30 protein-coding genes and 1 pseudogene are annotated in these 26,712 nt (G+C 63.8%); 14 read left to right on the top strand and 17 right to left on the bottom strand.

The annotated features are described in order from the left end of the window. From EOB36_RS24560 to EOB36_RS24545, 4 genes are all read right to left on the bottom strand, one after another. A partial coding sequence (locus tag EOB36_RS24560) for a DUF982 domain-containing protein (protein WP_164897604.1) occupies positions 1-238 on the bottom strand: 238 nt, incomplete at its 3' end. A 321-nt stretch (positions 239-559) separates the two neighbouring features. Next, positions 560-853: a hypothetical protein gene (locus EOB36_RS24555; RefSeq protein ID WP_126105691.1), complete on the bottom strand. Its 294-nt coding sequence runs from the start codon at positions 851-853 to the stop codon at positions 560-562. A gap of 26 nt (positions 854-879) precedes the next feature. Further along, the gene (gene groL / locus EOB36_RS24550; RefSeq protein ID WP_095482766.1) at positions 880-2,511 is read right to left on the bottom strand and encodes a chaperonin GroEL; all 1,632 of its coding nucleotides are present in this window, start codon (positions 2,509-2,511) and stop codon (positions 880-882) included. Between the two features lie 58 nt (positions 2,512-2,569). After that, positions 2,570-2,884, bottom strand: a complete 315-nt coding sequence (locus EOB36_RS24545; RefSeq protein ID WP_095482859.1) for a co-chaperone GroES — start codon at positions 2,882-2,884, stop codon at positions 2,570-2,572. A 355-nt stretch (positions 2,885-3,239) separates the two neighbouring features. Between EOB36_RS24545 and EOB36_RS24540 the strand changes: the two genes are divergently transcribed. Further along, entirely contained in the window at positions 3,240-3,482 is a 243-nt protein-coding gene (locus EOB36_RS24540) for a protein usg (RefSeq protein WP_128285911.1), read from the top strand. A gap of 113 nt (positions 3,483-3,595) precedes the next feature. Here the strand turns inward: EOB36_RS24540 and EOB36_RS24535 are convergent, their stop codons facing one another. Beyond that, positions 3,596-3,853, bottom strand: a complete 258-nt coding sequence (locus EOB36_RS24535; protein WP_128285910.1) for a DUF982 domain-containing protein — start codon at positions 3,851-3,853, stop codon at positions 3,596-3,598. A 155-nt stretch (positions 3,854-4,008) separates the two neighbouring features. Then, positions 4,009-4,227 (bottom strand): hypothetical protein, encoded by a 219-nt coding sequence (locus tag EOB36_RS24530; protein ID WP_164759062.1) that lies wholly within the window; start codon positions 4,225-4,227, stop codon positions 4,009-4,011. Between the two features lie 231 nt (positions 4,228-4,458). On the opposite strand from EOB36_RS24530, the gene EOB36_RS24525 reads away from it, so the two are divergent. Continuing rightward, positions 4,459-4,920, top strand: a complete 462-nt coding sequence (locus EOB36_RS24525; protein WP_095482769.1) for an Hsp20 family protein — start codon at positions 4,459-4,461, stop codon at positions 4,918-4,920. Positions 4,921-4,975: 55 nt separating this feature from the next. Beyond that, on the top strand, positions 4,976-5,512 hold the full coding sequence (locus tag EOB36_RS24520) for an Hsp20/alpha crystallin family protein (protein WP_095482770.1): 537 nt from the start codon (positions 4,976-4,978) through the stop codon (positions 5,510-5,512). A 38-nt stretch (positions 5,513-5,550) separates the two neighbouring features. Here the strand turns inward: EOB36_RS24520 and EOB36_RS24515 are convergent, their stop codons facing one another. The 8 genes from EOB36_RS24515 to EOB36_RS24480 all read right to left on the bottom strand — a co-directional run bounded on the left by EOB36_RS24515 (position 5,551) and on the right by EOB36_RS24480 (position 13,617). Further along, positions 5,551-5,772: an EF-hand domain-containing protein gene (locus EOB36_RS24515; RefSeq protein ID WP_245465630.1), complete on the bottom strand. Its 222-nt coding sequence runs from the start codon at positions 5,770-5,772 to the stop codon at positions 5,551-5,553. 824 nt (positions 5,773-6,596) lie between these two features. Then, positions 6,597-6,914 carry a hypothetical protein gene (locus tag EOB36_RS24510; protein WP_095482771.1) on the bottom strand — a complete coding sequence of 106 codons (318 nt, stop codon included), beginning with the start codon at positions 6,912-6,914 and terminating at the stop codon, positions 6,597-6,599. A 255-nt stretch (positions 6,915-7,169) separates the two neighbouring features. Next, positions 7,170-8,066 (bottom strand): ribokinase, encoded by an 897-nt coding sequence (locus tag EOB36_RS24505; protein WP_095482772.1) that lies wholly within the window; start codon positions 8,064-8,066, stop codon positions 7,170-7,172. Further along, positions 8,063-8,938 carry a MurR/RpiR family transcriptional regulator gene (locus tag EOB36_RS24500; RefSeq protein ID WP_127204189.1) on the bottom strand — a complete coding sequence of 292 codons (876 nt, stop codon included), beginning with the start codon at positions 8,936-8,938 and terminating at the stop codon, positions 8,063-8,065. Before EOB36_RS24500 ends, EOB36_RS24505 begins: the two co-directional genes overlap by 4 nt. Further along, positions 8,935-9,912: an ABC transporter permease gene (locus EOB36_RS24495; RefSeq protein WP_164547160.1), complete on the bottom strand. Its 978-nt coding sequence runs from the start codon at positions 9,910-9,912 to the stop codon at positions 8,935-8,937. The genes EOB36_RS24500 and EOB36_RS24495 overlap by 4 nt, the downstream gene beginning before the upstream one ends. Before the next feature lie 16 nt (positions 9,913-9,928). Beyond that, positions 9,929-11,455, bottom strand: coding sequence for a sugar ABC transporter ATP-binding protein (locus tag EOB36_RS24490; protein ID WP_128285909.1), 1,527 nt, complete (start codon positions 11,453-11,455; stop codon positions 9,929-9,931). Positions 11,456-11,524: 69 nt separating this feature from the next. After that, positions 11,525-12,583: a substrate-binding domain-containing protein gene (locus EOB36_RS24485; protein WP_128285908.1), complete on the bottom strand. Its 1,059-nt coding sequence runs from the start codon at positions 12,581-12,583 to the stop codon at positions 11,525-11,527. Between the two features lie 44 nt (positions 12,584-12,627). After that, positions 12,628-13,617, bottom strand: a complete 990-nt coding sequence (locus EOB36_RS24480) for a sugar phosphate isomerase/epimerase family protein (RefSeq protein ID WP_128285907.1) — start codon at positions 13,615-13,617, stop codon at positions 12,628-12,630. A gap of 297 nt (positions 13,618-13,914) precedes the next feature. Here EOB36_RS24480 and EOB36_RS24475 point away from each other — a divergent pair, with 297 nt between their 5' ends. Genes EOB36_RS24475 through EOB36_RS24450 form a run of 6 tightly spaced genes read left to right on the top strand, consistent with a single transcriptional unit; the run spans position 13,915 to position 19,780 of the window. Beyond that, on the top strand, positions 13,915-14,517 hold the full coding sequence (locus EOB36_RS24475; protein WP_095482777.1) for a CDP-alcohol phosphatidyltransferase family protein: 603 nt from the start codon (positions 13,915-13,917) through the stop codon (positions 14,515-14,517). Positions 14,518-14,547: 30 nt separating this feature from the next. Continuing rightward, positions 14,548-16,338 carry a bifunctional alpha/beta hydrolase/class I SAM-dependent methyltransferase gene (locus EOB36_RS24470; RefSeq protein ID WP_128285906.1) on the top strand — a complete coding sequence of 597 codons (1,791 nt, stop codon included), beginning with the start codon at positions 14,548-14,550 and terminating at the stop codon, positions 16,336-16,338. Between the two features lie 8 nt (positions 16,339-16,346). Further along, positions 16,347-17,681 carry a phosphatase PAP2/dual specificity phosphatase family protein gene (locus EOB36_RS24465; RefSeq protein WP_128285905.1) on the top strand — a complete coding sequence of 445 codons (1,335 nt, stop codon included), beginning with the start codon at positions 16,347-16,349 and terminating at the stop codon, positions 17,679-17,681. Continuing rightward, positions 17,678-18,112 carry a hypothetical protein gene (locus tag EOB36_RS24460; protein ID WP_128285904.1) on the top strand — a complete coding sequence of 145 codons (435 nt, stop codon included), beginning with the start codon at positions 17,678-17,680 and terminating at the stop codon, positions 18,110-18,112. Before EOB36_RS24465 ends, EOB36_RS24460 begins: the two co-directional genes overlap by 4 nt. Positions 18,113-18,120: 8 nt before the next feature. Beyond that, positions 18,121-18,828 (top strand): lysophospholipid acyltransferase family protein, encoded by a 708-nt coding sequence (locus tag EOB36_RS24455; RefSeq protein ID WP_128285903.1) that lies wholly within the window; start codon positions 18,121-18,123, stop codon positions 18,826-18,828. 22 nt (positions 18,829-18,850) lie between these two features. After that, positions 18,851-19,780 (top strand): phosphatidate cytidylyltransferase, encoded by a 930-nt coding sequence (locus tag EOB36_RS24450; RefSeq protein ID WP_128285912.1) that lies wholly within the window; start codon positions 18,851-18,853, stop codon positions 19,778-19,780. Between the two features lie 15 nt (positions 19,781-19,795). Here EOB36_RS24450 and EOB36_RS24445 read toward each other — a convergent pair whose 3' ends face one another. After that, positions 19,796-21,787, bottom strand: a complete 1,992-nt coding sequence (locus tag EOB36_RS24445; protein WP_245467878.1) for an AI-2E family transporter — start codon at positions 21,785-21,787, stop codon at positions 19,796-19,798. A 206-nt stretch (positions 21,788-21,993) separates the two neighbouring features. Next, positions 21,994-22,923, bottom strand: coding sequence for a hypothetical protein (locus tag EOB36_RS24440; RefSeq protein ID WP_095482784.1), 930 nt, complete (start codon positions 22,921-22,923; stop codon positions 21,994-21,996). Between the two features lie 313 nt (positions 22,924-23,236). On the opposite strand from EOB36_RS24440, the gene EOB36_RS24435 reads away from it, so the two are divergent. Together EOB36_RS24435 and EOB36_RS24430 are read left to right on the top strand one after the other, a co-directional pair. Beyond that, on the top strand, positions 23,237-23,494 hold the full coding sequence (locus EOB36_RS24435; protein ID WP_095482785.1) for a hypothetical protein: 258 nt from the start codon (positions 23,237-23,239) through the stop codon (positions 23,492-23,494). A gap of 259 nt (positions 23,495-23,753) precedes the next feature. Then, positions 23,754-23,984 carry a hypothetical protein gene (locus tag EOB36_RS24430; protein WP_095482786.1) on the top strand — a complete coding sequence of 77 codons (231 nt, stop codon included), beginning with the start codon at positions 23,754-23,756 and terminating at the stop codon, positions 23,982-23,984. 155 nt (positions 23,985-24,139) lie between these two features. On the opposite strand, the pseudogene EOB36_RS24425 reads toward EOB36_RS24430, so the two are convergent. Further along, positions 24,140-24,492: pseudogene (locus EOB36_RS24425) on the bottom strand (cupin domain-containing protein). A gap of 144 nt (positions 24,493-24,636) precedes the next feature. On the opposite strand from EOB36_RS24425, the gene EOB36_RS24420 reads away from it, so the two are divergent. The 3 genes from EOB36_RS24420 to EOB36_RS24410 all read left to right on the top strand — a co-directional run. After that, complete coding sequence (locus EOB36_RS24420; RefSeq protein WP_095482787.1) at positions 24,637-24,858, top strand: alkylphosphonate utilization protein; 222 nt, start codon at positions 24,637-24,639, stop codon at positions 24,856-24,858. Between the two features lie 251 nt (positions 24,859-25,109). Then, positions 25,110-25,472 (top strand): SPW repeat protein, encoded by a 363-nt coding sequence (locus tag EOB36_RS24415; protein ID WP_095482788.1) that lies wholly within the window; start codon positions 25,110-25,112, stop codon positions 25,470-25,472. A gap of 282 nt (positions 25,473-25,754) precedes the next feature. Next, on the top strand, positions 25,755-26,712 hold a 958-nt coding region (locus tag EOB36_RS24410; protein ID WP_164897603.1), incomplete at its 3' end, for an acyltransferase.

Raw genomic sequence — 26,712 nt, 5'->3', positions numbered from 1 at the left:
GCGAGAGGAGATTGTGGCGGCGGCCAACCGCCACGAATGTCGCCCGCGCCGTCTCGGCGTCGATCTCGCCGTCCATCGCGGCCCGGCAAGCCTTGGCGGCGATGTCATGCGCGGCCGTCCGGCTCGCCGCCGGCCAGTCGGCAAGCAGCGCATAGGCTTCAGCGCCGCTTTCTATCTTCGACGGCGTGCCTAGGCCGGTAAGGATGGTGACCGGCTTTTCAAAAGAAGAACGATCCATGACACTCTCCTTTCGGAGTTCAACTGTCTCCATTCCGGGTTCAAGAATCTGGCCGGGCTCAAGAATCTGGCCGGTTCCGCGCGAATTTCGGACGCAGCTGACATCAGGATAGAAGACGTGGCGCCGGCGAGCCGGCGAGCCGGCACGGCCGGCGTGCTCGGCCGTGGTAGCGACCGATGCGCCTTGACCAGCGCCTCCAGCCAGGCCACCACGCCGAGAGGCGGATGCTCGCGCCCGCAGAGCCAGTTCCTTGCTCTGGAGACCGCATAGCCCGCCTCTTCGGCGAAATCGGTTTCCGACCATCTCAGCAGGCGCAGGCACTCACGCATCCGCGCCGCAATCATCTCCTCTGCCCCCTTTGCCGGCTCCCAATCGCTGAGCCGACAGGAACATCAGCGTAAAGGCCGCCTTGCGGCGATCCCAACCGGCCGACTCGACTGCGTCAAGCAATCCGTCGACAAGCGGCGCCAGCGCCGTCTTGCACTCCGTTTCATAGTTGAAATCGGTCCTGGGAAGGGTCGGCGCGGCGATCTTTCCAAAACTGTTCATCATGTCCATGGCAACACCTGCATATGGTCCGGGCACGACCGTGCGCGCCTTCGCATCGGCGGGCACGGTCGTTTGTCCTCAGAGGCCTGGCGTCAGTAATCCATGCCGGCACCGGCAGGCATCGCCGGCGTGGCCCCTTCCTTCTTCGGCTTCTCGGCCACCATCGCCTCTGTGGTGACGAGCAGGCCGGCGACAGAGGCGGCGCCCTGCAGCGCAGTGCGCACGACCTTGGCCGGATCGATGACGCCCTGTGCGTAGAGGTCGCCGAACTCGTTGGTCTGCGCGTTCCAGCCATAGCCGAAGTCGGTCGTCTCGCGCAGCTTGCCAACGATGATCGAACCTTCCGCACCGGCGTTCTCGGCGATCTGGCGCACCGGCGCTTCGATGGCGCGACGCACGATGTCGACACCGGTCTTCTGGTCGGGATTGTCGACGGCGACGTTGTCGAGCGCCTTCGCCGCCCTGAGCAGCGCCACGCCGCCGCCGGGCAGGATGCCTTCCTCGACCGCCGCGCGTGTGGCGTGCATGGCATCGTCGACGCGATCCTTGCGCTCCCTGACCTCGATCTCTGTCGAGCCGCCGACGCGGATGACGGCGACACCGCCGGCGAGCTTGGCCAGCCGCTCCTGCAGCTTCTCGCGGTCGTAGTCGGAGGTGGTTTCCTCGATCTGCGCCTTGATCTGGCTGATGCGCGCCTGGATTTCATCCTTGCGGCCGGCACCGTCGACGATGGTGGTGTTCTCCTTCTCGATCAGCACCTTCTTGGCGCGGCCAAGCATCTCCAGCGTGACGTTCTCAAGCTTGATGCCGAGGTCTTCCGAGATCGCCGTGCCGCCGGTCAGGATGGCGATGTCTTCCAGCATGGCCTTGCGGCGGTCACCGAAGCCCGGCGCCTTGACGGCTGCAACCTTCAGGCCGCCGCGCAACTTGTTGACGACCAGCGTCGCCAGCGCCTCGCCCTCGACGTCCTCGGCGATAATCAGCAGCGGCTTGCCGGATTGCACGGCGGCCTCGAGCACGGGAAGCATGGCCTGCAGGTTGGAGAGCTTCTTCTCGTGGATCAGCACATAGGGTTCTTCAAGTTCGACCCGCATCTTGTCCTGGTTGGTGATGAAATAGGGCGAGAGGTAGCCACGGTCGAACTGCATGCCTTCGACCACTTCCAACTCGGTCTCAGCGGTCTTGGCCTCCTCGACAGTGATGACGCCCTCATTGCCGACCCTTTCCATCGCCTCTGCGAGGAAACGGCCGATCTCGGCATCGCCATTGGCAGAGATGGCGCCGACCTGGGCGATTTCGTCGTTCCTGGTCACCTTGCGGGCATTGGATTTCAGGTCGGCGACGACGGCGTCGACCGCCTTGTCGATGCCGCGCTTCAGGTCCATCGGGTTCATGCCGGCAGCGACCGCCTTGGCCCCTTCCCTGACAATGGCCTGAGCAAGAATCGTCGCGGTCGTGGTGCCATCGCCGGCGGTGTCGCTGGTCTTCGAGGCGACCTCGCGCACCATCTGCGCGCCCATGTTCTCGAACTTGTCCTCAAGCTCGATCTCTTTCGCCACCGTCACGCCGTCCTTGGTGATGCGCGGGGCGCCGAACGACTTGTCGAAGACAACGTTGCGGCCCTTGGGACCGAGCGTCACCTTCACCGCATTGGCGAGAATATCGACGCCGCGCAACATCTTCTCGCGGGCTTCGGTATGGAATTTCACATCCTTGGCAGCCATTGGATAACTCCTTCAAATAGGCAGCTTTTCGTTGACTGATTGCTTGTTGCGGCCCCGCTCAGGCGGCCTTCTTCACTTCGCCGGTCAATTCGATCACCCCCAACACGTCGCTCTCCTTCATGATGAGCAGGTCTTCGCCATTGAGCTTGATCTCGGTGCCGGACCACTTGCCGAACAGGATGCGATCGCCGACCTTGACGTCCAGCGGCTGCAACTGGCCGCTATCGTCACGCGCCCCGGGACCGGCCGCAATCACTTCGCCTTCCTGCGGCTTTTCCTTGGCGGTGTCGGGAATGATGATGCCGCCCGCGGTCTTCTCGTCGACCTCGATGCGGCGGACCAGGATACGGTCATGCAATGGACGGAACGCCATGTCGTTCTCCTCATAGGACAAACAGATTTTCTTGGACCTCCCTTCGCAGCCGGCCGGTACAACGGCCGATGCGACGGTGCGCGACCCTTGCTCAGGCATCGCGCATATCGAATTAGTCTGCCGATCCAGGCTTTCAAGAGGACGCCGAAAAAATTTTAGCACTCGCCATGGTCGAGTGCCAACACACTGTAATTGTGGCGCTATTCCAGAATTTGAACTGACGGATGCGGCTTGAAATCGCGGCGCAGCCTTTCCGACATCCTTGTCGGTCCTGGCACGCCTGCCGGCGGCCGGAACCGATGAGTAAGCGGAGGCGTTTTTCCATGCGGAGGACGGTAACGAGTTCTGGCTCCAGATGCAGGGTTTTGGCCCGATAACGGCAGAGATCCATTATCGTCTTCCCGACTATCAGGACCTGCTGCAGCTCTTGATCTGGCAGGAATACGACATCACCCCGGATTTCCCGACGCTGAAGCATTTCCTCGACTATTGGGAACGTGAGATCGAAGGCCCGCTGCATTCCGTGCGCGTCGCCCATCACCGTCTGATCCAGCCCTCCGAATGGTGGGCGGTGGACGGTGTTATTACGCTGCAGTAAATGGCGCGCCTCTTGCCCCTTGTGGGAGAGGTCGGATTGCCCCGATTTGTCCTTCACAAATCGGTTGGCAATCCGGGTGAGGGGCAAGCACGCGCCGTCGGAGAAACGGCCGATCAGGTGGATTTACGTCCCGTGACAAGCAGTCCGGCCGTGCGAGCCGCCTTGACGAAGGCCGTGCGAGCCTCGCGGGCGGTGCGCCAACCGTCGAGCGCGTCGCGGCAGGCGCGATAGGCTGCGCGCCAGCTCCGGCCCCGCGCCCGGTCCGGCCACTGCTGCATGCATTCGATGGCTTCCCAACCGCTGGCGACCTTGCGCTCTCCGACGGATTGGAGCTTGAGTGTGATCGGCTCGGAAAACGGGACGTCCTTCATCACTTTCTCCTTCATTCTGTTTTTAGAGCAAGTAGCATCCTCGAATAAGCAGGAAGGCGGCCCGATCGGCGCCGGTGAACGAGATGGTTCGTCTGCCTGCGCGCTTCAAGACCTCCCTGCCCAAACCCCTGTCCCCTGCCCGACGCAACGGCCGGCTATAAGTCGTCGTCCGGCGGCTCGAGAAGCCCGATCAGCGTCGCCACCCTTGCCGACGGCAGAGGGCGGCCCTCGTTCACCAGCGCCTCATCGGCGCCGACCCAGGCAAAGGCCTCGCGCAACTCCTCGATCGTCGCGCCGGTCGAGGCGATGTCGGCGATGACGGCGTCGTCCACCGGGCCCAGCACCGATATGATGTCGTCGCGTGTCATGGTCATGATATCCTCCATGCGGCGTGCCGGCGCGACCCACAAATGAAGGTTGAAACCGGCATTGCCAGCCACAATCTGGCAACAAAAAATCTGGCAGCGCGACAGAATCTGGGTCTTGATTTCGGGCTGACAATAACCAAATCAAAATTGCCGGTTGCTGAATGGGGCCGGCAGAACCCAGGGAGCGCCAGCTCTTTGGCGTTCCTCGTACTATATTGCTCTATGGAGGATGTAGCTATGAGAACCGCATCCGATTTTTCCCCGCTCTATCGGTCGAGCATCGGTTTCGACCGCATCTTCGACCTTCTGGAAAACGCGCCTCAGACTGACAGCTGGCCGCCTTATGACATCGAGCGAAGCGACGAAAACAGCTATCGCGTGACAATCGCGGTCGCCGGCTTTTCCGAAGACGATCTCGACATCAGCCACGAGCCCAACCTTCTGATCGTCTCTGGCGAGCGCAAGGAACAGGACAAGGTTGAATATCTGCATCGCGGCCTGCCGGTGCGACCGTTCACACGGCGCTTCGAGCTTGCCGATCACATGACGGTCACCGGCGCCTCGCTCAACAACGGCCTGCTGACGATCGACCTCGTGCGCGAAGTGCCCGAGGAGATGAAGCCGCGTCGCATCACGATCACTAGGGAAGACGGCGCGCCGAAGGCCGGGCAGGTTGAGAAGCCGAAGCAGGCCGCCTGAGCGAGGGTGAACTCTGGCGCCGCCTGGCACAACCAGTCGAGAAAGGAGAACACCAATGGCTATTCGTGATCTCATTCCCTGGGGCCGGGAGAATAGTCCGGTTCCCAGCTTCTATCGTGACGATGACCGGGATCCGTTCATGGCGTTGCATCGCGAGATGAACCGCATGATCGACGACGCATTCCGCGGTTTCGAAACGCGCATGCCCTCGTTCAGCGGATTTTCGTCGGCGCGCGCCAACTGGCCGAGCGTTGAGATCTCCGACGGCGAGAAGGAGGTCCGCGTGACCGCCGAAATCCCCGGCATGGACGAGAAGGACATCGAGGTGCTGCTCGACGACGGCGTGCTGACGCTGCGCGGCGAGAAGCGCTCCGAGACCGAGGACAAGGACAGGCACTTCTCCGAGCGGTTCTACGGCCGCTTCGAGCGCCGCATCCCGCTCGGCTACGAGGTCGAGGAGGACAAGGTGAATGCTGCCTTCCATAACGGCGTGCTCAGCGTGACGCTGCCCAAGACCCAGCGCGCGCAGACGAAGGCCAGGCGCATCGCCATCAGCGGCAGTGCCGTCAGTCCCGGCAAGAGCAAGCACTGACAACATCGGCAGCCGGACGCGCACGCGCCCGGCTGCGCTCAGTCGGTGCATACGCCACCCGACTCGCCGCGCTTGCGATCGAGCTTCGTGAACATGCGCTCGCGCGCCGCAAGCATCTCATCCCTGGAAATCGCGCCGTCGCCATTGGTGTCGAGCCGTTGCAGGATGCGCTTTCCCGGCGTGTCGTTTCCCTGGCCGTGCGCTGCGGAAAGCGGCACGAGCCCCATAAGCAGGGCCGCAATGAGTGCTGAACGTTGCATGGAGATGGTCCTTTCGCTGTCATTGGTCGCGCCGTCGTGGGTTTTGGCGGCGACTGCTGACCGATACGCAGGAAGGACCCTGCCCCTACGCTCGCCGGCGAAAAATTCTCGCCAAGCAACCGGCCCGCGCTGACAGACGATCAAGCAATATCATGCGGGCCGTGATCGATATCTAGTCAAGCAAACTCACTATTTGCAGGACCAGGACCAACAGCACAAAGCCAAGGACGGATGCAAAGAGAGCGATCCAAAAAACGGAGCGTTGCTTTCTGCTCACGGCTTTCCCCCCAGCGCACATCCCCTGCCCACCATACGAACGTTGGTCTCATAAAGTTTGCTTGAGGCCGGCGGAGAGGAGCAACCATGACTGCTTCAGGCAAAAAGAATCTCTTGCCAGGGTGCTCGTTCACGAGGGCGGTTACATCCTTCATCCAGACTATGCGGAACATTAGCATCTTCTAATAGCTGTATTTGAGCAGTGGAGCCTTCGGGCTCCCACTGCAGATCGGGCTGCAACCTGATCGGCCCGCGCTCTCCGCCAGAGGCGCGGGCTTTCATTTGTTCGGCCGATGCGCCAGGCCACACGCTGGCCGCACATTGGAAGTCTGCGGGAGCATTAGTAGCAGAGGTCGCTACCGTGGCGTTCCTGGCGCCCAGGCAACGGAGTCCGTCGTCCGACAGGGCGGCGGGCTTTCGTTTCAATTGTCGAACTTTATCGGCTTGTCGGAGCTGAGCGAACAGCCTCGCCATCCGCTCGCATCCGGTACGATGCAGAAACGCTAGCCCACATGAGCAATCCTGGCATGGACGCTGCTGGAGCAAGTCTACAGAACAGGAGCCAATTCCAGCATCACGAAAGCGGTGACACCCAGCACGACAAGGGCATAGGCCGCATAAAGAACAAGCAGCAACACTTCAAAATCGCGGAACAAGGCTGTGGTAGCCTTGATCTGTTGCGGCTCTCTTTTCTCGATGAGGTCGGCTTCGGGGTGCCCCGCTCTGACGACGACATAGCCAATCCTGTCGTTCTCGGCTGCCTGCAATATCCGTTCCGCGATATCGAGAGCGATCACCGGATCATCGGCCAGCTGATTGCCCGCTATCCGGTATTCAGTAACAGTCTGGATTTCATGCTCTCTCATGCACGCTTAACCGCGTCATTTAAATTAGGTTCCACTAAAATACCGATGTCTGCGACCGAGCCGGTCGTCACATAACCGGGCGTCAACAATCCTAGGCCGCGAACCCCTGCCCCGCGTCCTCCAATTAAATGGCTCCCTATGGGCTGTTACGCATCTGCCGCGTGCCCGACAAGGCACCGCAAAAGAGTTCCCCGGCGATGTCGAAGTCACCGGGGCCAGGCGGGAGGCGCGCGCCCCCTTCTCAGCGCCCTTGCCTCAGATCGCCTCGCGCTCCCGTTCCGGCGTAGCGACCAGCAAGGCCGCGGCGGCATTGGCGGCGGCGATGGCGGCCTCGACCTGATGCCCGCGGGCAAGGCCTGCCGCGAACGCGCCAACGAACTCGTCGCCGGCTCCATGGGTGCTGACGACCTCCACCGGGATGGCGGGCAGCGCGAACGCGTGACCGTCACGGTCGCAATAGGCAACGCCCTCCCCGCCGGCCGTGACGATCGCGGCCGGGCAGAAATCGATCAGCATGCGTGCCGCCTCGGCAGCACCCTCGAGCGCATCGACGACCGGAACGCCGGCCAGAAATTCCGCCTCGATGGCGTTGACGATCACGACATCAACCAACGCGACCAATTCGTCCGACAGTTTCCGGGCGGGTGCGGCATTGAGCACGACGCGGCCGCCATGCGCCTTCACCGCCCGCGCTGCGGCGATGTTGGCGGGTTCCGGGACCTCGTTCTGCAGCAGCAGCACCGCAGTTTGCGCAACCATTTCGGTCGCGGCCGCGATGTCCTTCTCCCCCAAGGTGAGATTACTGCCTGAGACGATCACCGCGCCATAGTCGCCGCCGTCGTCGAAGATCGCCACGCTCATGCCCGAGCCGGCGCCAGGCGCGACCCGCACGAAGCGGCTGTCGACGCGGCAGCGACCGAGATTGTCGAGAAGCGCCCGGCCGAAATCGTCATCGCCGACCGCGCCGATCATCGCTGCGCGCACGCCGGCCCGTGCCGCCGAGACAGCCTGGTTCCCGCCCTTGCCGCCGCATTTCGGCTGCCAGGCATGGCCGGTCACGGTTTCACCCCTGCGCGGGCGGTCAGGCGCTTCGACCATGATGTCGTAATGCAGGCTGCCGAACACGGTGACCAGCGGACTCGGTGGCGTCATGTGCCCCTGTCCCGGCGCTTCGACGTCACCGCCGACATCGTGCGGCCGAGATTGCGCTCCGCCGCCTGGTAATCGCGCTGGGCCACCGCCACGAACAGCGCGTCGAGAATGTTGAGCTGAGCGATACGCGCCGCCGCGTTCTCGCCCATCAGCGGCGAGCCTTGCGCGGTCGAGCACAGCACGATGTCGGCGATATCAGCCAGCGGCGAGTTGTCGTAGTTGGTGATCGCCAGCGTCCGCGCGCCGCTCTTGCGGGCGAGCTGGATGGCATCGATGACAGCGCTGGTGTTGCCGGAATGCGAGAAGCCGACGGCGATGTCGTCGGCGCCGAGCAGCGAGGCCGACATCAGCATCATGTGCGAATCGTCGTAGACGGACGCGCGGATGCCGATGCGCAGGAATTTATGCGAGACGTCGCGCGCGATCTGCGCCGAGCCGCCGACGCCGTAGAAATCCCGGTTCTTGGCGCGATAGAGAAGATCGGCGGCGCGGTCGAAATCGTCCATGTCGAGGATGGCCAGCGTCTCCTCCAGTGCCTGGATGGAGGTGCGGAACACTTTTTGGACGATCTCGGCCGAGCTGTCGTCGACCGACAGCTCCTGGTGCATTTCGGCGGTCGGCAGACGACTGTATTCGTAGACGGCGGTGCGGAAGTCGCGATAGCCGGAAAAGCCAAGCTTCTTGGCGATCTTGACGACCATCGCCTCCGACACGCCGGCTTCTTCGGCGATCTGCTTGAGCGGAATGGTCTCGTCGAAGCCGCGCCTCCCGAAGACGGTTTCCACCACCTTGGCCTCGAGCGGCGTCAGATGCGGCATCATCATGCGGATCCGCGGTCCTACTGCTTTCAGATCCAGGCTGGTCAAGGTCATCCACGTCCCCTCGTCACGCGATCGATAAGCATCGCGGCGAGGATTATAAGGCCAGTTGCCAGCAGCTGATAGAAGGACTGGACATTCATCAATGTCAGGCCGTTGCGCATGGTGCCGAGGATGACGGCGCCCAGGATGGTGCCGACCACGCTGCCCTTGCCGCCCATCAGCGAGGCGCCGCCGATGGCCGCCGCGGCAATCGCATCGAGCTCCCAGAGGTTGCCAAGAATGGGCTCGGCAGCACCCAGCCGGCCGATCAGGATCTGCGCAGCAAGGGCGGCAAGCAGGCCCGAGATCATATACGCGGCGATCTTGGTGCGGGCGATCGGCACGCCGGCTATGTAGGCGGCCTCCTCATTGCCGCCGACGGCGAGCAGATATTCGCCGAACGGCGTCTTCTTGAGGATGATCCAGGCGATCAGCGCGACCACGGCCACGATGATGACCGCCAATGGCAGCCCGAACAGCGAGCCGTTGAAGATGGCGCGGAAGCCGGCAGGCAGGCCGAGCACCGGATTGCCGCCGGTATAGATCAGCGCCAGCGCCCGGTAGGTGCTCAGCGTTCCCAGCGTGACGATGAAAGGCTGCAGCCCGACATAAGCGACCAGCACGCCGTTGAGCAGGCCGCAGACGAGGCCGATGGCGAAACCGGCGGCGATGGCCAGCGGAAACGGCACGCCGGCGACCAGCATCGAGGCAGAGATGACGGCCGAAAGGGCTGCCGTCGGCCCGACGGACAGATCGATGCCGCCCGAGATGATCACCAGCGTCATGCCCAGCGCCAGGCAGGCGTTGATGCTCGATTGCTGCAGGATGTTGATCAGGTTGCGCTCGGCAAAGAAGCCCGGGACCAGCGCACCGAAGACGGCGACGATCACCACCAGGCCGATCAGCGTGCCGGCGTCGCGCACGGAAAACCGGTGCAGGAAATCCGCCCGTGGGCGCGCTGCTGTGTGTTCGGTTATATCAGTCATCCGCTGGTCCTGTCCGTTATGCACCGGCCCAATGGCCTTGCGCCGTGCCGGCCTGAATCTCCGATTGGGGTATGGCGTGCGCCGCGATCGCCTGTTCGCTAAGGCTTGCGCGGTCCAGTTCGGCAGCGACCGTGCCCTCGCGCATGACCAGCACGCGGTCGGCGAGCCGGATCACCTCGGGAAGCTCGGACGACACGACGATTACCGAATGGCCTTCGGCGGCGAGCTCCTCGATCAAGTGGTAGATCTCCGCCTTGGCACCGACATCGATGCCGCGCGTCGGCTCGTCGAACAAAAGGATGCGCGTTCCCGCCGCCAGCCAGCGGCCGATGATCGCCTTCTGCTGGTTGCCGCCGCTGAACAGCCGGATCGGCCGGTCGAGCAGGAACGGCCTGAGATTGACCCGCTTCATCTTCTCGGCCGCGACCCGCTTCAGCCTGGTGTGATCGATGACGCCGCGCGGCGCGAACACGCCCATCGATGCCAGCGCCATATTGCTGGAGATCGAGCGCAGCGGCACGATGCCTTCGCGCTTGCGCTCCTCCGGCACCAGGCCGATACCGGCGGCGATGGCATCGCGCGGACTGGAAAGTTTTACCGCCTTGCCGTCGATCTCGACCGCGCCTGATGAGGCGCGGTCGGCACCGGCCAGCAGCCGCAGCAGTTCGGTGCGGCCCGAGCCGACCAGGCCGGCAATGCCCAGCACCTCGCCGCGATGCAGGTCGAACGAGACGTCATGGACTTTGGTGGGCGAGGCGAGGCCGCGAACGCTCAACCTGACCTCGCTGGAGGTGTGCGAGCGGTGCTGTTCCTGGGCAAGCTCGCGGCCGACCATCATCGAAACGACGGCCTTTTCCGACACCTGCGCAAGATCGACGGACCCGACCACGACGCCGTCGCGCATGATGGTGGCGCGCTGGCAGATGCCGAACACCTCGTCCAATTTGTGCGAGACATAGACGACCGCGACACCGTCGCGGGCCAGGCCGGCAATGACTTCGGCCAGGCGCTCGAATTCTTTCGGCGTCAGGCTCGATGTGGGCTCGTCCATCGCCACGATGCGCGCGCGATCGAGTAGCGCCCGGGCGATCTCGACGATCTGCCGCTGCGCGACCTTCAGGCTGCCGAGCGGCGCTGCCGGATCGATCGTTGGGTCGATGGCCGCAAGGGCTTCCGCAGCGCGGCGTTCCTGCTCGCGCCGTGAGACGAAGATGCCGCCACGCGTCAGCGGATGGCCGAGGAACATGTTCTGGGCGACGCTGAGGTGCGGCACCTGCTGCAATTCCTGATGGATCATGGCGACGCCCGCGGCGCGTGCGGCGACCGGATTGCTCAGCGTCACCGGCTTGCCGTCGATCAGCACGCTTCCCGCCGTCGGCCTGTAGACCCCCGAAAGGATGCGCAGCAGCGTCGATTTGCCGGCGCCGTTCTCACCGAGCAGGCCATGAATTTCGCCGCCGCCGACCGAAAAGGACACATCGCTCAGCGCCCGCACGGCCGGAAACGTCTTGGAAATGCCCTCGAATTGCAGCCGGGGTGACATTGGTTCGTTCTCCGGGCAAGGGTGCCAGCCGTGAGCGAGATGCTCTTGCCGGCACCCGCCCTTGTGCCCTTAGTTGCCCGCTGCCGCGTCCTCGAGCAGCGCCTTGCGCACGGCGTCGCCGGCGCCGGAGTAACGGTCGGCATTGTCCTTGGTGATCAGCGCCTGCGGCGTGGCGACGACGCGCGGCAGCTTCTGCCCGGCCACCAGTCGCAACGCCGATTCCAGCGCCACCTCGCCGGTCAGAACCGGGAAACTGTCGACGGTGCCGGTCAGCTCGCCGGCGCGGATCGAGGCATAGGCGTCGGAGATGCCGTCGGTGCCGAAGACGGCAACCTTGTCTTGCAGGCCGGCGGCCTTGACCGCTTCGACGATGCCCAGCGCCATGCCGTCATTGTTGGCATAGAAGCCGATCAGGTCGGGGTGCTGCTGCAGGATGTTGGTGGCCGCGTCGTAGGAGGTCTGGCGATCCCAGTTGCCGGGCACGCTGGCAACGACGTCGAACTTGCCGGCTTCGGTGATCGTGGTCTTGAAGCCGTCGGTGCGCTGGACAGCCGCATAGACGCCGGCCTGCCCTTCGACGATGGCGACCTTGCCGCCGTCCGGCCGGTTCTTGATGAACCATTTGGCGACGCGCACGCCATTGTCGCGCTGGACATTGCCGACATAATGCTCGGCCTGCGGGATGACGGCGTCGTTGACGTTGACCACGGGCACGTTAGCGGCTTTGGCCTGTTCCATGATCGGCTGCAGGTTGGAGTCGGTCTGCGGCGAGACGAGCAGCACGTTGTAGCCTTGCGTGACCAGGCCTTCGGCGATGGTGAGCTGGCCGAGCTGGTCGCCCTCGCTCTGCGCCGCCTGATAGACGACCGGGACAGCGACGCGGTCGCCGAACGACTTGTAGCCCTCACCCAGCGAGCGCCAGTATTCGTTGGTCAGCGTCTTGGAGACGGCGCCCGCCTTGGTGCCGTCGGGCAGCTTGGGGAACGCACCGAACTTGGCCTCGAGCTGCGACCAGTCGATGCGATCCTTCTCGGTGTCGGAATTGAGCGGCGCGAGGTCCGCGGAAAAAGCCGAGCCGATGGACAGCGCCACCAGTGCAGCGGTGGCGGTGGCAAGCAGAAATTTCATGGTCTTTCCTCCCTTGTTGAAAAACGGTCTATGCCGCCGGAGCCTCAGCTGTCCGGTCCGAGCATGGCTTCCTGGATGATGGCCTGCGACGCGACCGCGTCCTGACGGTCGACGGCGGTGGACAGGCGGTTGTCCTTTTCCAGCCGATCGACGACGCGCAGCATGCGCTTGACGGTGGTGATGTTGACTTCGCATTCGTGGACCGGATCGAGCCCGGTCATGTCGGGGAACGTGTCGAAGTAGATGGCGCCGGCATAGCCGTCGCGGCGGATCTGCCTGAGCAGCTCGATCGTCTGCAGCGTGTGCACCGCGCCGACCATCAGGCCGTCGTCGCGCTTGGCGTAGCCATCGTTGAGATGCACCCCGAGCAGCTTGCTATGGCGCGCCACGAGTGCTGCGGCAAAGGCCGGCTGCTCGTCAGCATAGAGCACATGGGCGAAATCGAGCGTCACGCCGAGATTGGGCAGGCCGATCTCGCGGATCGCCAGCAATGTCGTCGCTGCGTCGGGCATCAGGCTGTAGGAGCGCGGCTCGTTGGGCTTGTATTCGAGGCTGATCTGGCAATCGGGATCATGCGCCGCAACTTCACGAATTCCATCGATTTCGTGTTGCCAGAGCGCCTCATAATCGGCCTGGAAAGCATAGTCGAAGCCATCCTGCCCGAGCCACAGCGTCATCAGGCTGGCGCCGGCCTCGCGGGTGGCGTCGATGCCGGCCTTGGTCAGGTCGATGGCTTCGCGGCGAATAGCGGGATCGGGATTGGTGAAGGCACCGAGCTTGAAGGCCGGGTTGGAATAATAACGCATGGCGAAACCATTGATCGAAAGCCCGAGATCGCCGAGCTTTCGCGCCATTTCTGCAGGCTTTTCGCCGACATGGTCGGGAAAATTCAAGTCGAGGTCGGTCAACCCCGCAACCTTCGCCGCACGCGCCGCCATCTGCAGCATGGACGGCTTGCCGACAAGATCCGGCCATTCGGCCTGCGGCCGCGAGGCAAAGGAATTCAGGCGCGTGGCGAAACGATTGGTTATCATGGATGACCCTTCGATTGACCTAACTTCACATATTTTAGGATATTTGTAAAGTTATATTCGAGAAATGAGCCATCCGCTGCGACCAAGCGGCGGACGCTGTTTCGATCCGGCATGATAGCGGCCGCAGACGAGCTCGGCCTCGAAGTGGTTGCCGCGCCGGAACCTTAAAGCTTAGCTCTCAAATGATCTGTCCGGCGCTACCAATCGTAACCATGTACAACCGCTCGCAGCCCTTGCGTCTTGGGCGCCAATTGATCATCGTCGTTGTCACTATGTTGTGGCCGGGGGGTTCCGCACATGCCGACGCTCTATGCGCTGAAACCGGCCTTCCAGGCCAAGCTGCGGCCGATCGCCGACCGGCTGGCCGTGGCCGGCGTCACCGCCAACCAGATCACGCTGCTGGCCGCCGCCCTGTCGGTCGCCACCGGCATTCTGGTCGCGGCCCTTGCCGGCCATCGCGCGGTCTTCCTGCTGATGCCGGTTGTGCTGTTCGCGCGCATGGCGTTGAACGCCATCGACGGCATGCTGGCGCGTGAGCATGGTCAGGCCTCGAAGCTTGGCATGTACCTCAACGAGCTCTGCGACGTCGTTTCGGACCTCGCGCTGATCCTGGCCTTTGCCGTCATCTTCCCAGCCTGGGGCGTCGTCGCTTTCGCCATCGCGGCGATCGTCGTGGAGTTCACCGGCGTGCTCGGCATAGCGGCGGGAACGGGGCGCAACTATGCCGGGCCGTTCGGCAAGAGCGACCGAGCGCTGGCGCTCGGCATCATCGCCTTCCTCATCGCCTGTGGCCTGTGGATCGCGGCGATCGCGCCGTTTGTGTTTCCGGCAATGGCTACACTCTCGCTGGTGACCGCCATCAACCGGATACGCAGCGGCCTTAACGGGAGCGACGATTGAAATTCCGGTCGCGTCCGCCAGGGGGAAAACATGCTTCACGAACAGACGATTGCCGCCGCCGCGGCTTTGGCAAGCCTCAAGCGGGTCGCGCAGGAGCGCGTCTTCGGGAGCCATGACGGCACCGAGATCTTCTACCGCTACTGGCCGGCTGTCGGGCAACCCGCCAAGGGCGCGGTTCTGCTGTTTCACCGCGGCCACGAGCATGGCGGCCGCATGGCGCATCTGGTCGACGAACTCGACATGCCCGACCATGCCTTCTACGCCTGGGACGCGCGCGGCAATGGCCGCTCGGCCGGCGAGCGCGGCTACGCGCCGTCCTTTGCCGCGTTGGTGCGCGACATCGATTGTTTCGTGCGTGAGATCGGCAGCGACGGTTTTGGCCAGCGTGACATCGCGCTGATCGCGCAATCCTTCGGCGCCGTGCTCGCCGCCGCCTGGGTGCATGATTATGCGCCGCAGATTCGCGCTTTGGTGCTGGCCTCGCCGGCCTTTTCGGTCAAGCTCTACGTGCCTTTCGCCAAGCAAGGCATCGCGCTGTGGCAAAAGATCAAGGGGCGCTTCTTCGTCAATTCCTACGTCAAGGCCAAGTTCCTGACGCATGATGCCGAGCGCATTGCCTCCTTCGAGGCCGATCAGCTGATCACGCGGCCGATCGCTTCCAACATCCTGGTCGAGCTCTACGACCATGCTGCGCGCGTCGTCTCGGATGCCCGCGCCATCACTGTGCCGACGCAATTGCTGATCTCGGGCAGCGACTGGGTGGTGCGGCACGCGCCGCAGCACGAGTTCTTCGTCAATCTCGCCAGCCCGGCCAAGGAACGGCACGTGCTGCCCGGCTTCTTCCACGACACGCTGGGCGAACGCGACCGCAGCCAAGCGCTCGACCTGATCAAGCCGTTCCTCGAAAGACAGTTCGCGACGTCAGCGAAGCCGGTCGCCCTGACCGCGGCCGACCGCGCCGGCTACACGCGCGACGAGGCCGACCGGCTCGCCTCGCCGCTACCGCTGCTATCGCCCAAGGGCCTCTATTGGGCAATGAGCCGTGCCTCGATCCGCATGGGCGCATGGCTGTCATCAGGCCTGCAGACAGGCATTGCCACCGGCTTCGATTCCGGCTCGACGCTCGACTATGTCTACGAGAACGAGGCGCGGGGCAGCAGCCCGCTCGGCCGCATGATCGACCGCACCTTTCTCGACGCCATCGGCTGGCGCGGCATCCGGCAGCGCAAGCTCAATCTGGAAGAGCTGATCGGCAGCGCCACCGAGACGCTGCAGGCCGCGGGCCGCCCGGTCCATATCGTCGATATCGCCGCCGGCCACGGCCGCTACGTGCTCGACGCCGTCGCCAAATGCGCTGTGCCGCCGGCCAGCGTGCGGCTACAGGATTTCTCCGACCTCAACGTTTCGCGCGGCTGCAAGCTGATCGCCGAGCGGCACCTGCCGACCAGCGTCTCGTTTCATCAGGCCGACGCCTTCGACCCCAAAATGCTTGCCGGGCTGAAGCCAGCGCCGGACCTCGCCATCGTCTCCGGACTCTACGAGTTGTTTTCCGACAACACCATGATTGCCCGCTCGCTGGACGGGCTGGCCAAGGCGATGCAGCCCGGCAGCCTGCTTCTCTACACCAACCAGCCCTGGCATCCGCAGCTCGAAATGATCGCGCGCAGCCTTACCTCGCATCGCGGCGGCCAGGCCTGGGTGATGCGCCGGCGCACGCAAGGCGAGATGGACCAGTTGGTGGCGGCGGCCGGCTTCGAGAAGCTCGACCAGCGCATCGACCAGTGGGGCATCTTTACCGTTTCCGTCGCGCGGCGCGTCTGAGCATGGTCATGCCTATCCTTGGCGCTGACCCTGCCCTTTCTGCTCCTGCGCGCGAGCCGTACGCCGGGATCGTGCTGCGGGCGGCATTGTGGCTGGCGTTTCTGGCGCCGTTCTTCTACGCCACCTACGGTTTCGCCAACTGGCTGGCGTCGCAGCGCAACGATGTCGGCAGCATCGTCTTCGCCTGGGAGCGCGCCGTCCCGTTCATCGCCTGGACGATCGTGCCCTACTGGTCGATCAACCTGTTCTACGGCCTGTCGCTGCTGTTGAACGATACCAAGAGCGGCGTCGACCGTCTCGCCGGCCGCTATCTCACCGCCCAGATCTTCGCCGTCGCCTGCTTCATCGTCTTCCCGCTGACCGCGACCTTCATGCGGCCGCAAACATCCGGCCTGCCGGGCTTCATGTTCGCGGTGCTCGGCGGCTTCGACAAGCCGTTCAACCAGGCGCCGTCGCTGCACATCGCGCTGCTGGTCATCATCTGGGATCACTGGCATTATCGGCTCAAAGGCACGACCAGCATCGTCTGGCATGCCTGGTGTCTGCTGATCGGCGCCTCGGTGCTGACGACATGGCAGCACCATGTCATCGATATCCCGACAGGCGCGCTGCTCGGCTTCTTTGCCCTGTGGCTGTTCCCGCGCGAGGGCGAATTGCCGTTCGCCGGCTTCCACCTAGCCGCCGATGCCAAGGCCCGGCGGTTGGCTCGGTTCTATGCGCTTGGCGCGGCGCTGGCGCTGGCCGGCACCGTTGCCGGCACCTTTGTCTCGGCGCTGTGGCTCATCCTTTTGTGGCCCGCGCTGGCGCTGGCCATCGTCGCCTTCGCCTATGCCGGGGCCGGCGCCAAGGTGTTCCAGAAAGCGGCCGACGGCAGCGCCTCGCTGGCCAGCCGTATTTTGCTGCTGCCTTACCGGCTTGGCGCAAGGATCAATGTCTGGGCGTGGACGCGCACGCTGCCGGCGCAGATCGCGGTCGCCGACGGCGTCTTCCTCGGCCGCTTTCCGACAGCTGCTGAGGCCGACACTTTCGGCACGGTGATCGACTTTGCCGGCGAGCTGGAAAGGCCGCGCGGCGTGACCTGTCGCTGGACAGGTATCGCCATGCTCGATCTTTTGCCGCCGTCGCCAGAGGCGCGAGCGCAAGCGGTGGCGGCGATCGAAGCGGCTCGCAGCCACGGCACCGTGCTGGTCTGCTGCGCGCTCGGTTTCCAGCGCAGCGCCGGCGTCGTTGCTGAATGGCTGGTTGCCACCGGCCGCTCGCCGACGCCGGCGCAGGCGCACAAGCGGCTCGCAGCATCGGGCCGGCCGGTGCATCTTCAGATCAGGGTGGACGAGCCGGCATGAAAAGCGACGCCTATCAGGACAGGGCCGAGGCGTTCGCAGCCGGGCTGATGGTGCAGGCGGCGTGGCCGCTTCTGCTGCTGGCGGCCGCCTTGATGGCCGCGCCGATCATTGGCGCGGTGGCCGGGCCGCAGGCAACGCCCATATCGGCCGCGGCCTGGCTGATCGCGGCAGCAAGCGCGGCGGCCACCCTCGCCTACTCTGCTTTGCTTGTCTTCGACGCGCTGCTGTTCCGGCTGATGGCCAGCCACGCCAGCGAGGCCGCAGCTGGTGCCGCGGTCGACGAGGTGCTGGCGCGCATGCGGCTGAAACCTCCCTCTGCCGGCGGCCGCTCGCTCGACCGGCGCATGGCGGGCACGCACCGCCTGCTGGCCAGGCAGCGCATCGCGATCGGCCTGTTCGGGGCGGCGTCCCTCGTCGCGGCCTTTGTCTGAGCCAGCCGATGAGCAAGCTCGGCACTCGCACCTTCACCATGCTGCAGACCGTGACCTCGGTCGGCCTGTCGGCGCTGGCCTGGGCGGTGACCGGCGTGCGGCCGATCTGGAACGGCAGCCAGCCGTCGGACCGGCAGCGCATCTACTTCGCCAACCATGCCAGCCACGGCGATTTCATCCTGCTGTCGGCCTGCCTCAGCGAGAAGGAGCGCGCTCGCACCCATGCGGTCGCTGCCGCCGACTATTGGGGAAAATCGCGGCTGCGCCGGTTCATCGCGCAGGACATGCTGTCCTCCGTGCTCATTCACCGGCAGTGGACCGATGAGGCGCAGAATCCGATTTCGATCATGCTGTCGGTGCTCGACGAGGGCCATTCGCTGATTGTCTTTCCCGAAGGCACGCGCAACATGACCGACCAGCCGCTGCTGCCGTTCCGCTCCGGCCTCTACAATCTGTCGATGGCGCGGCCCGACGTCGAGCTCATCCCGTGCTGGATCGAGAACATGTCGCGGGTGCTGCCCAAGGGTCAGTTCGTGCCCGTGCCGCTGCTTTGCCGCGTCGTCTTCGGCGCGCCGATCGCGATTGCGCCTGGCGAGGAACGCCGCGCCTTCCTCGACCGCGCCCGCGAGACGCTGCTTGCGCTGAACCCCCGCCCGCCAGCGCATGATGCGGAAAAGTGGAATCCGGCTTTCCGAAAAACATCCTGCGACCCCTAAGAGACAACCAGACAACATGCCAATGCGCGAAATCCTCATTCTGATTGTCGGACTCACTGCGGTGCTGATAACGGCGAGCCTGGTCGCCGGCATTCTGTCGTGGCGCGCGCCGAAGCCGCTGCCCTCGACCCTGACCAACCTCAACCAGCGCATCAACGCCTGGTGGGTGATGGTCCTGGCGATCACCGTCGCCTTCTTCTTTGGTCGCCACGGCATGACCATCCTGTTCGCGCTGATCTCGTTTGCGGCGCTGCGCGAATTCGTGACTTTGACGCACACCCGCCGCAGCGACCACTGGGTGCTGCTCGGCATGTTCGGCATCATCATCCCGTTCCAGTATTGGCTGGTGTGGACCGCCTGGTACGGCCTCTTCACCATATTCATCCCGGTCTACTGCTTTCTGCTTATGCCGGCGATCACCGCGCTCCACGGCGATACCGAACGATTTCTCGAGCGCGTCTCGGCGCAGCAATGGGCCGTCATGATCTCGGTCTACTGCGTCAGCCACGTGCCAGCGCTGCTGACGCTCGAGGTGCCCGGCTTCGAAGGTCGCAATTTGCTGCTGATCGCTTTCCTGATCATCGCCGTGCAAGGCAGCGACGTGCTGCAATACATTTTCGGCAAGCTGTTCGGCAGGCATCTGATGTCGCCCAAGGTATCGCCGTCGAAGACTTGGGAGGGCCTGATCGGCGGGCTGGTGGCATCGAGCCTGCTCGGCGCGCTGCTGTCGTTCCTGACGCCGTTCTCGCCGCTCCAGGCAGCGGGTGTCGCCTTCATCGCCTGCCTGATGGGATTTCTCGGCGGACTGGTCGCCTCCGCCATCAAGCGCGATCAGGGGGTGAAGGACTGGGGCCATCTGATCGAGGGCCATGGCGGCATGATGGACCGCGCCGACAGCCTGGTCTTCGCCGCCCCGGTTTTCTTCCACACGGTTCGCTATTTCTGGACGTGACAGCGCACTGCAGCCTTATTTTGCAGCCGCAAGCGGCGCTTTCTTGGCGGCCGGCGGCCGACGGCGAATGCGGCGCCTGGCAGCGGCCTTCAGCGCGACGGGCGGATCGCTCGACAACGCGCCCAATACGGCATCGACCATGCCATGGGCCACAAAATCGGCATTGATGTCGTTGGCCAATTTGGCGGCTGTCTCCTTGTTGTCGCCGTCGGTCGCTGACCAGAACACGATGCCCACCCGTAGCGCCCTTTTGATACGTTTCAGCCGACGAACCAGGAAACGGGCGTGCTTGACTGAGTCACGGTTCAGAAAGCCGACCACAACGGCGTCGACAGCGTCGAGCTCAAGCCGGCGAATGCTCGCCGGATCCATTTCGGCAAAGCTCGCCTTCGATATCGTTGCGCCCTGGCCTTCGAGCCCCTGCGCCAGCATGGCGGCGGCGGCATCGTCGAGTTCGCCGCGTCCGCCGGCGCACACCACCGCCATGTCCGTGCCATCAGGCAACTCGACGTCGTCCTCGCCTTCCCCCTGAGTCTCCTTGTCCTTGCGCGAGCCGGTTTCCTCGGCGGCGGCTGGGTCTTCCTCCTCTGCTTCTTCCTGTGCGCTGTCGTCGAGGTTCGCCACCAGCGTCTGCGCACTGGCCGCCACCTGCCGTCTTTGCTCATCGCCCATGACGCCCCGCACGCGATCCTGTTCGCCGAGCAGAAGTGCGGGAATGGCGACCTTATCGTAGAATTCGAACAGATATTTTTCCTCCAGGATCTCCTCGGCGTGATCTGTGGCTTCCTCTGGATCACCGGCCAACAGCCGTTGGTAGAGCCGAGCATGCGGTTCGAGCACGGGTTCGTTGCCGAACAGGACGTCGAGGAATTCGAACTGCGGCACGTGCCTGCCGAGCACGACGAGACAGACAGTGAGCGGCGTCGACAGAACCAGGCCCAGCGGCCCCCAGAGCCAGGTCCAGAAGATAGCCGCAACGATGATGGCCAATGGTGAAAGCCCCGTTCGTGAACCGTAGAGCCACGGTTCGACCACGTTGCCGGTTATCATTTCCATGGCCACGAACAGCCCGGCGGTCCACAGCACGAGCGACCAGCCGGGAGCCACGGCAAGCGCCAGAAACAGAGGCAGCAGCGCACCAACGATCGGGCCGATATAGGGAACAAAGCGCAGCGCCAACGCCAGCAGGCCCCACAGCATCGCATTCGGTATGCCCAGAACCCAAAGCCCGAATGCAATCGGCACGGCATAGACGATGTTCACCACTAATTGCATGAGTAGATATCGGCCGACCCGCTTGCCCGCTTCCTGGAGCGCCTCGGTGGTCCGATGAAGATCACCGTACCCGACGAGGCGTATGAAACGATCGCGCAGGTCCTCGCGCTCGAGCAGCATGAAGATGACGACGACGATGATCAGGCCGGCCGACGCTAGCGGGCTGATCAGCGGGCCGATCAGGTTCTGAAGAACCTGGAGCGGCCTTTCGCGCGCGATGATCTCGACAGGCACCGGCTCGCGCTCTGGCTCATCTGCGGTAAGCGGTGAGGCTTCCTGCCTGTCGAGTTCCTGGCCAACGCGTTCGATCACCCCGCCCAGCCTGGCGATGATGCCGCCGCCGACGCCGGTTTCCTTCAGGGACCTGACCTTGGTCAGGATATTCGACTGGTAAAGCGGGATGTTCTGCGCCAGTTCGCTGACCTGAGTGACGACAATGAAGGAGAATAGCGCAAGGACCGTGAATGCACTCAGCACGCTGGCGATGACGGCCGGGAGACGGGGAAGGCCGACTCGTTTGAGTGCCGAAACCATGGGCGCAAGCGCAAATGTAAGCAGCAGAGCGATTGCGATCGGCAGGAAAACCTCGCGCCCGAAATACAGGGCCGCAACCGCCGCGACGACAGTCGCGACGGTGGGCAGTGACATGCGCGGGAGGGTTCTGGCAGAGGAAACAACGCCCATCACCCCAAGCTCGGCGGAGTGCATGCCGTTTCGACGATTGGCCGCCACTTGATACCTCCGCCCTGCCATAGCCATGATCGGGCATGTTGAGCCGGCGTGCAACTTCCGCTTCTTCGCGCCGGCGAGTTCGAAGACGCGAGCGGCAAGGGCGGGCGCTTGGCGGTCCGACTGGACATCAGGACGGGCGCTTTAATCGCCGGACACAACAACTGACGTAGTGATCGGTTCCGCAGAGGCAGAAGACGAGCTCCGGCCTAGCCCGAATGGCTCAGCCAATGACGGTCGAACACGTCGAGAACGGCGCGGAATTCGGCCGGCGGGATCTGGCTGGCGCTACCGTCGCTGTCTCCGGCGAGGAATTGCGCCAGCTGCCGGTCGACCGCTTCCGGCTGCTCGACGGTCACGCCTAGCGATGCCAAATCCCTAGCAATCGACCCGTCGGGCGGCAGATATCCGCCCCATGCCTCGGGCACCGGGTCGCGCAAGCGGACGATCAGGATTCTAGTCAAGGATGGCTGCGGCTCCGGGCCGATGATTGTGGTGCCGCACATATAGCCGCCAAGCACGCTTCCCGGCCGCGACTGTGGGAACAGGCAGAGGAAGAAATGGGCATCGCCGCCGGTTTCCTTCAGAAACGCATAAAGGCCGCGTTTTGCCGGGCTCACCGGACCGCCGACCAGCAGTTGTCCGGTCGGCAACACCTCTCGATAGGCGGCAGTCAGGCCGCGCGCACCCGGCCCAGTCTCAATCGACAGGCTGCCCCTGATCAACTGGCCGCGATAATAGGGCGACAAAGCATGCGAATAGCACGCATAGGTTCCGGCAAGGGCCAATCCGAGGCTTCGCTCCTCATGCCCAGACGATGCCTCGAACTGCGCGCCGACGCGGCGTTCCAGTTCGGCCCTCTCGATGCCGTGGCGGGCGCAGATCGCCGCGGTGAAGCCTGGCAGGTCGCTCTCGGCGATCCAGGCGCCTGGCTGCTCCAGCTTGAGAACCTTCGACCAATCGTCGTAGACGCTGAGCTGGCGTGGCTGGGCGCGGCCCTGCAGCCATTTGTCGGCGCGGCCGAGATCGAACGCCGTGTTCGGGTTGACGTTCCGGAACGCCGCCGCAAGGTCCTTGCGGCTGATGGTTCCCAGCAGGGCCACAGTCAGCCGTAACTTCTGCGCGATATGCTGTGCCATCCCACCTGCCCCTTTATGCCACCGCAAGGCTTAACATGTGCCAGCACTTGCTCCCACCGCATTCATCGCGGGCCGGGCCTCTCCTAAAGTCGATATTCCAGGAAATCCGCAGAAATCCATGCCGTTCCACGCACCTGCCCTTTTCGCCCCGGCAGGCGGCGCTAAGGTCGCGGAGGGCAAGGGCAAAACCGTATAGAACTCACGCTAATGTAGGCTTGAATACCAACACCCTTCCTCAGTCATTTGAACGACGGCGAAGCCGAGTTCTCGCAACCAGCGCAAGATGCCGCCTCAACAAGGAAGGAATAATTCGATGTCCTGGACTGCATCTCCCAAAATCTCCTTCACCGCGATTGCGGCTGGATCCGCCGCACTGCTGCTGCTGACCTTCGGGCCGGACGGACCGTCGCGAGCCGCTGCCGGCTCGCGCGCTGCAGCGACATATGGCAAGCAGGCTAAGCCGGCCATCGAGCCGACGCGCATCGAAGTCGACGGTGGCGCGCACGTGATACGCTTTTACATCGACGGCAAGCAGGTCGCCCTGCTCGACTCCACCGGCTTCAAGGATTGATCTCACACCGGCGCTGGCCGCGACATCGGCGGCCAAGCGCGACTGGATGTCCGTGTTCGGCCGCGTCGTTCCGGGCTTCGGCCGCCTGATGCGGCTGCGAGCCTAATACGCGCCGGCACCTGCTCCGTTCCCCACGGGCCGCACTTTTCCACAAGCCGATATTCCAGGAATTCCACAGAATTCCACGCCCTTCCACACAGCGGCCGTGTTCGGGCCGGCGGCCGGGGTTAACCTTACGTTAACCATAGAGGGATCCGTCATGAAACTTGCCCTATCTGCACTGCTCGCCGTGCTCGCATTGTCGCAAACCGTGGAGGCTAAGACGAAAGTCGTTGCCGCCGATGCGAAAGCAGCCACAGCCGAGAAAAGCCGGCCGGTGCTCGACAATAAGGCTACCGGTGGGATTACCGCGTCGTCCGGTGCGATGGCGGCGCCGGCCGGCAAGGATGTGCCCAGTCCGTATCCGCCGGCGATCTATTTCAATTTCTAGAGTCTCATGCATCCCTAATGGACGGGACTCTATCTTTTTATTCGACCGTGCCACTTGCGGCGCCCGACAGGCCCCGGGGATCAACACACCCGGGATCGACAGGTTTGGCGGCGGCGTGTCGGGCCATGACAGGATTGCCAGGCTCGCCTCCTGCCTCAGCCGATCCTGACGACGAAATGCTTGTGACCGGCTCGATGATCTTCCACGTTCCCTTGAAATCGGCCTCGACCACGAAGGCATCGCCGGGACCGACTTCGACGGGCGCGCCGCCATCGGGGGTGATGACGATGCGGCCTGATATCATGTGCACGAATTCATAGTCGCTGTAGGTCGCGTGGTAGGTGCCGGGGGTAGCCTGCCATGTTCCCGACATGACCTTGCCGTCCTCGGTAGTGTGCTGGACGGCAGTCTTCATGGTCGGGTTGCCGTCGACAACGATCCAGCCCGCGAGATCGCCCGCCTCCCCGTTTTTGACCGCGCCGAATTTGAGGATGGTCTTCTCTGTCATGGTCGGGCTCCGTTTGACCTGTGCCGGCATTGGCTGTCGGTCAATAGCCGAAGCACCTGATATGGGCAACGTGGGTGCCCGGCATGCTTGACCTGGCCGCCATCCGCCGGATAGTCCGTGGACCGGCCCCATGAAAGAACCGACATGACAGACGCGATCGTAAAAGACAGCAACGGCGCCCAGCTGAACGAGGGCGATTCCGTGACCCTGATCAAGGATTTGAAGGTCAAGGGCACGTCGGAAACGATCAAGCGCGGCACGCTGGTGAAGAACATTCGCCTCACCGGCAATCCGGGCGAGATCGAGTGCAATACCAAGCAGGTGAAGGGCCTGGTGCTGAAAACCGAGTTCCTGAAGAAGGCGTGATCGGCTGAGAACGCCGCCTGCTCCATGATCTGCGCGGGCTCCTCGACCTTGCAAGCGGAAGCCTCTGGGAATCGGCGCTTCTGAACCGCGCAGGCAGATGGCAGACACGGCATCGCTGCGGTGCGAAATGACGACGCCATGGCCGCGCAGGGCCGCTCCTTGAAGGCCGTCGAAAGCGCAATATATCAATGACTAAGCGTGCGTTGCACGCGACGTGGTGCTTTGGTCAAACTTCATCTGTGGAGGTTGTCATGGCAAACAATGTGATGGAAGGAAAGAAGGCCCAGGACTGGATCAACCTGATCCTTGCGGTCTGCCTGTTCGTCTCACCCTGGGTACTCGGCTTCGCTGCTGAAACCAATCCTGCGTGGAACGCCTGGATCGCCGGCGTTGTGCTCGGTGCTTTGGCTATCACGGCGCTTTCGGTATTCGCCGAGTGGGAAGAGTGGGTAAATCTTGTTGTCGGGCTCTGGCTGATCGTTTCGCCCTGGCTGCTCGGCTTCATGGCGAACGCCAACGCGATGGCGACCCATATTGTCCTCGGCGTGCTGGTGGTTGCGGCATCGGCCTGGGCGGTCTGGGACTCGCGTCATCATCCGCCGGCGCATGCGTGATCGGTGACGACCAAGGGGAGGAGCCCGCCGCTCGCGCGCCGGGCTCCTCTAAAGCCTGAGATCGGTACGCAGGCCCGCTAGCCGAGCCAGTTATTCTACTTGTGCTCAAAAATCGGCCGCCGCGGCGGATGCAGACGGCGGCGCTGATGTGCACGCCGACGAGCACGCCGCGAACCTCCACTTATGTTGCACTGCGTTAGATTTGTTGCATTGCAATATCCGCGCATCGCGTCGAGTCTTCGCAACGGGTGGGCTTTTCAACGACCTACGCGAGGTATCGCCGTGTCAGCATCGTTTCGGCCTGATATCGAAGGGCTGCGTGCGCTGGCGGTGTCGGGCGTCGTCGCGTTCCATTTCGGTCTGTCGGACCTGCCGGGCGGCTTCACCGGCGTCGACATCTTCTTCGTAATCTCCGGCTATCTGATCACCGGCCAATTGCTGCGGGAAATCGCCGAGGACGGCAGGCTGAACCTGTGGCGGTTCTATGCAAGGCGCGCCCGGCGCCTGCTGCCGGCCTCGCTGTTCGTCATCCTCGTCACGCTGGTCGCAGGTTACTTCATCCTGTCGCCGGACGAACAGGCACTCTATTCGAAAGGCGCCATGTTCGCCTCGGCCTATGCGATCAATTTCTGGCTGATCCGCTGGGCGTTCGACTATTTCGCCCCCGATGCGGCGAACAACCCCTTCATCCACTTCTGGTCGCTCTCGGTCGAGGAGCAGTTCTATCTCGTATGGCCGGGGCTGCTTCTGCTGGCCGCATGGCTGCGCCCGGGCAAGCGCGCGGCAATCCTGGTGATCGGCCTCGCGGGCGCGGTGTCGTTCGCCGTCTGCGCCTGGCTCACCACCGTGGCGCAGCCCTGGGCCTTCTATTTCTCGCCGCTCAGGGCCTGGGAATTTGCCGCCGGCGGCCTGGCGACGATGGCGCCGGCAAAATTCTGGCGGGAGCGCCCACAACTGGGCACAGCATTGGCATGGCTTGGCCTGGCCCTGATCGCCGGTGCCTATCTGACCTTCAGCGAGCAGGACACCCCCTTCCCCGGCGTCGCGGCGCTGGTGCCAGTGGCCGGCGCCGTGCTCCTGCTGCTCAGCGGTTCCGGCAATGTCCAAAGCGGACCCAGCGCCGTGCTGGCGCTGCCGCCCTTGCAATGGGTGGGGAAACTTTCCTACTCGCTCTATCTCTGGCATTGGCCGGTCATCGTCTATGCGACGATGATGGTTCCCGACCTCGCCTGGCCCGGGC

Origin of the sequence: Mesorhizobium sp. M6A.T.Cr.TU.017.01.1.1, assembly GCF_004023115.1 — a bacterium.
GTDB lineage: Bacteria > Pseudomonadota > Alphaproteobacteria > Rhizobiales > Rhizobiaceae > Mesorhizobium > Mesorhizobium mediterraneum.
This window is presented reverse-complemented; position numbering and strand designations above follow the sequence as displayed.

Coding starts and splice junctions, on each gene's coding strand:
- groL (WP_095482766.1), bottom strand. CDS start 2,511: ATGGCTGCCAAGGATGTGAAATTCCATACCGAAGCCCGCGAGAAGATG.
- EOB36_RS24545 (WP_095482859.1), bottom strand. CDS start 2,884: ATGGCGTTCCGTCCATTGCATGACCGTATCCTGGTCCGCCGCATCGAG.
- EOB36_RS24540 (WP_128285911.1), top strand. CDS start 3,240: ATGCAGGGTTTTGGCCCGATAACGGCAGAGATCCATTATCGTCTTCCC.
- EOB36_RS24535 (WP_128285910.1), bottom strand. CDS start 3,853: ATGAAGGACGTCCCGTTTTCCGAGCCGATCACACTCAAGCTCCAATCC.
- EOB36_RS24530 (WP_164759062.1), bottom strand. CDS start 4,227: ATGACCATGACACGCGACGACATCATATCGGTGCTGGGCCCGGTGGAC.
- EOB36_RS24525 (WP_095482769.1), top strand. CDS start 4,459: ATGAGAACCGCATCCGATTTTTCCCCGCTCTATCGGTCGAGCATCGGT.
- EOB36_RS24520 (WP_095482770.1), top strand. CDS start 4,976: ATGGCTATTCGTGATCTCATTCCCTGGGGCCGGGAGAATAGTCCGGTT.
- EOB36_RS24515 (WP_245465630.1), bottom strand. CDS start 5,772: ATGCAACGTTCAGCACTCATTGCGGCCCTGCTTATGGGGCTCGTGCCG.
- EOB36_RS24510 (WP_095482771.1), bottom strand. CDS start 6,914: ATGAGAGAGCATGAAATCCAGACTGTTACTGAATACCGGATAGCGGGC.
- EOB36_RS24505 (WP_095482772.1), bottom strand. CDS start 8,066: ATGACGCCACCGAGTCCGCTGGTCACCGTGTTCGGCAGCCTGCATTAC.
- EOB36_RS24500 (WP_127204189.1), bottom strand. CDS start 8,938: ATGACCTTGACCAGCCTGGATCTGAAAGCAGTAGGACCGCGGATCCGC.
- EOB36_RS24495 (WP_164547160.1), bottom strand. CDS start 9,912: ATGACTGATATAACCGAACACACAGCAGCGCGCCCACGGGCGGATTTC.
- EOB36_RS24490 (WP_128285909.1), bottom strand. CDS start 11,455: ATGTCACCCCGGCTGCAATTCGAGGGCATTTCCAAGACGTTTCCGGCC.
- EOB36_RS24485 (WP_128285908.1), bottom strand. CDS start 12,583: ATGAAATTTCTGCTTGCCACCGCCACCGCTGCACTGGTGGCGCTGTCC.
- EOB36_RS24480 (WP_128285907.1), bottom strand. CDS start 13,617: ATGATAACCAATCGTTTCGCCACGCGCCTGAATTCCTTTGCCTCGCGG.
- EOB36_RS24475 (WP_095482777.1), top strand. CDS start 13,915: ATGCCGACGCTCTATGCGCTGAAACCGGCCTTCCAGGCCAAGCTGCGG.
- EOB36_RS24470 (WP_128285906.1), top strand. CDS start 14,548: ATGCTTCACGAACAGACGATTGCCGCCGCCGCGGCTTTGGCAAGCCTC.
- EOB36_RS24465 (WP_128285905.1), top strand. CDS start 16,347: ATGCCTATCCTTGGCGCTGACCCTGCCCTTTCTGCTCCTGCGCGCGAG.
- EOB36_RS24460 (WP_128285904.1), top strand. CDS start 17,678: ATGAAAAGCGACGCCTATCAGGACAGGGCCGAGGCGTTCGCAGCCGGG.
- EOB36_RS24455 (WP_128285903.1), top strand. CDS start 18,121: ATGAGCAAGCTCGGCACTCGCACCTTCACCATGCTGCAGACCGTGACC.
- EOB36_RS24450 (WP_128285912.1), top strand. CDS start 18,851: ATGCGCGAAATCCTCATTCTGATTGTCGGACTCACTGCGGTGCTGATA.
- EOB36_RS24440 (WP_095482784.1), bottom strand. CDS start 22,923: ATGGCACAGCATATCGCGCAGAAGTTACGGCTGACTGTGGCCCTGCTG.
- EOB36_RS24435 (WP_095482785.1), top strand. CDS start 23,237: ATGTCCTGGACTGCATCTCCCAAAATCTCCTTCACCGCGATTGCGGCT.
- EOB36_RS24430 (WP_095482786.1), top strand. CDS start 23,754: ATGAAACTTGCCCTATCTGCACTGCTCGCCGTGCTCGCATTGTCGCAA.
- EOB36_RS24420 (WP_095482787.1), top strand. CDS start 24,637: ATGACAGACGCGATCGTAAAAGACAGCAACGGCGCCCAGCTGAACGAG.
- EOB36_RS24415 (WP_095482788.1), top strand. CDS start 25,110: ATGGCAAACAATGTGATGGAAGGAAAGAAGGCCCAGGACTGGATCAAC.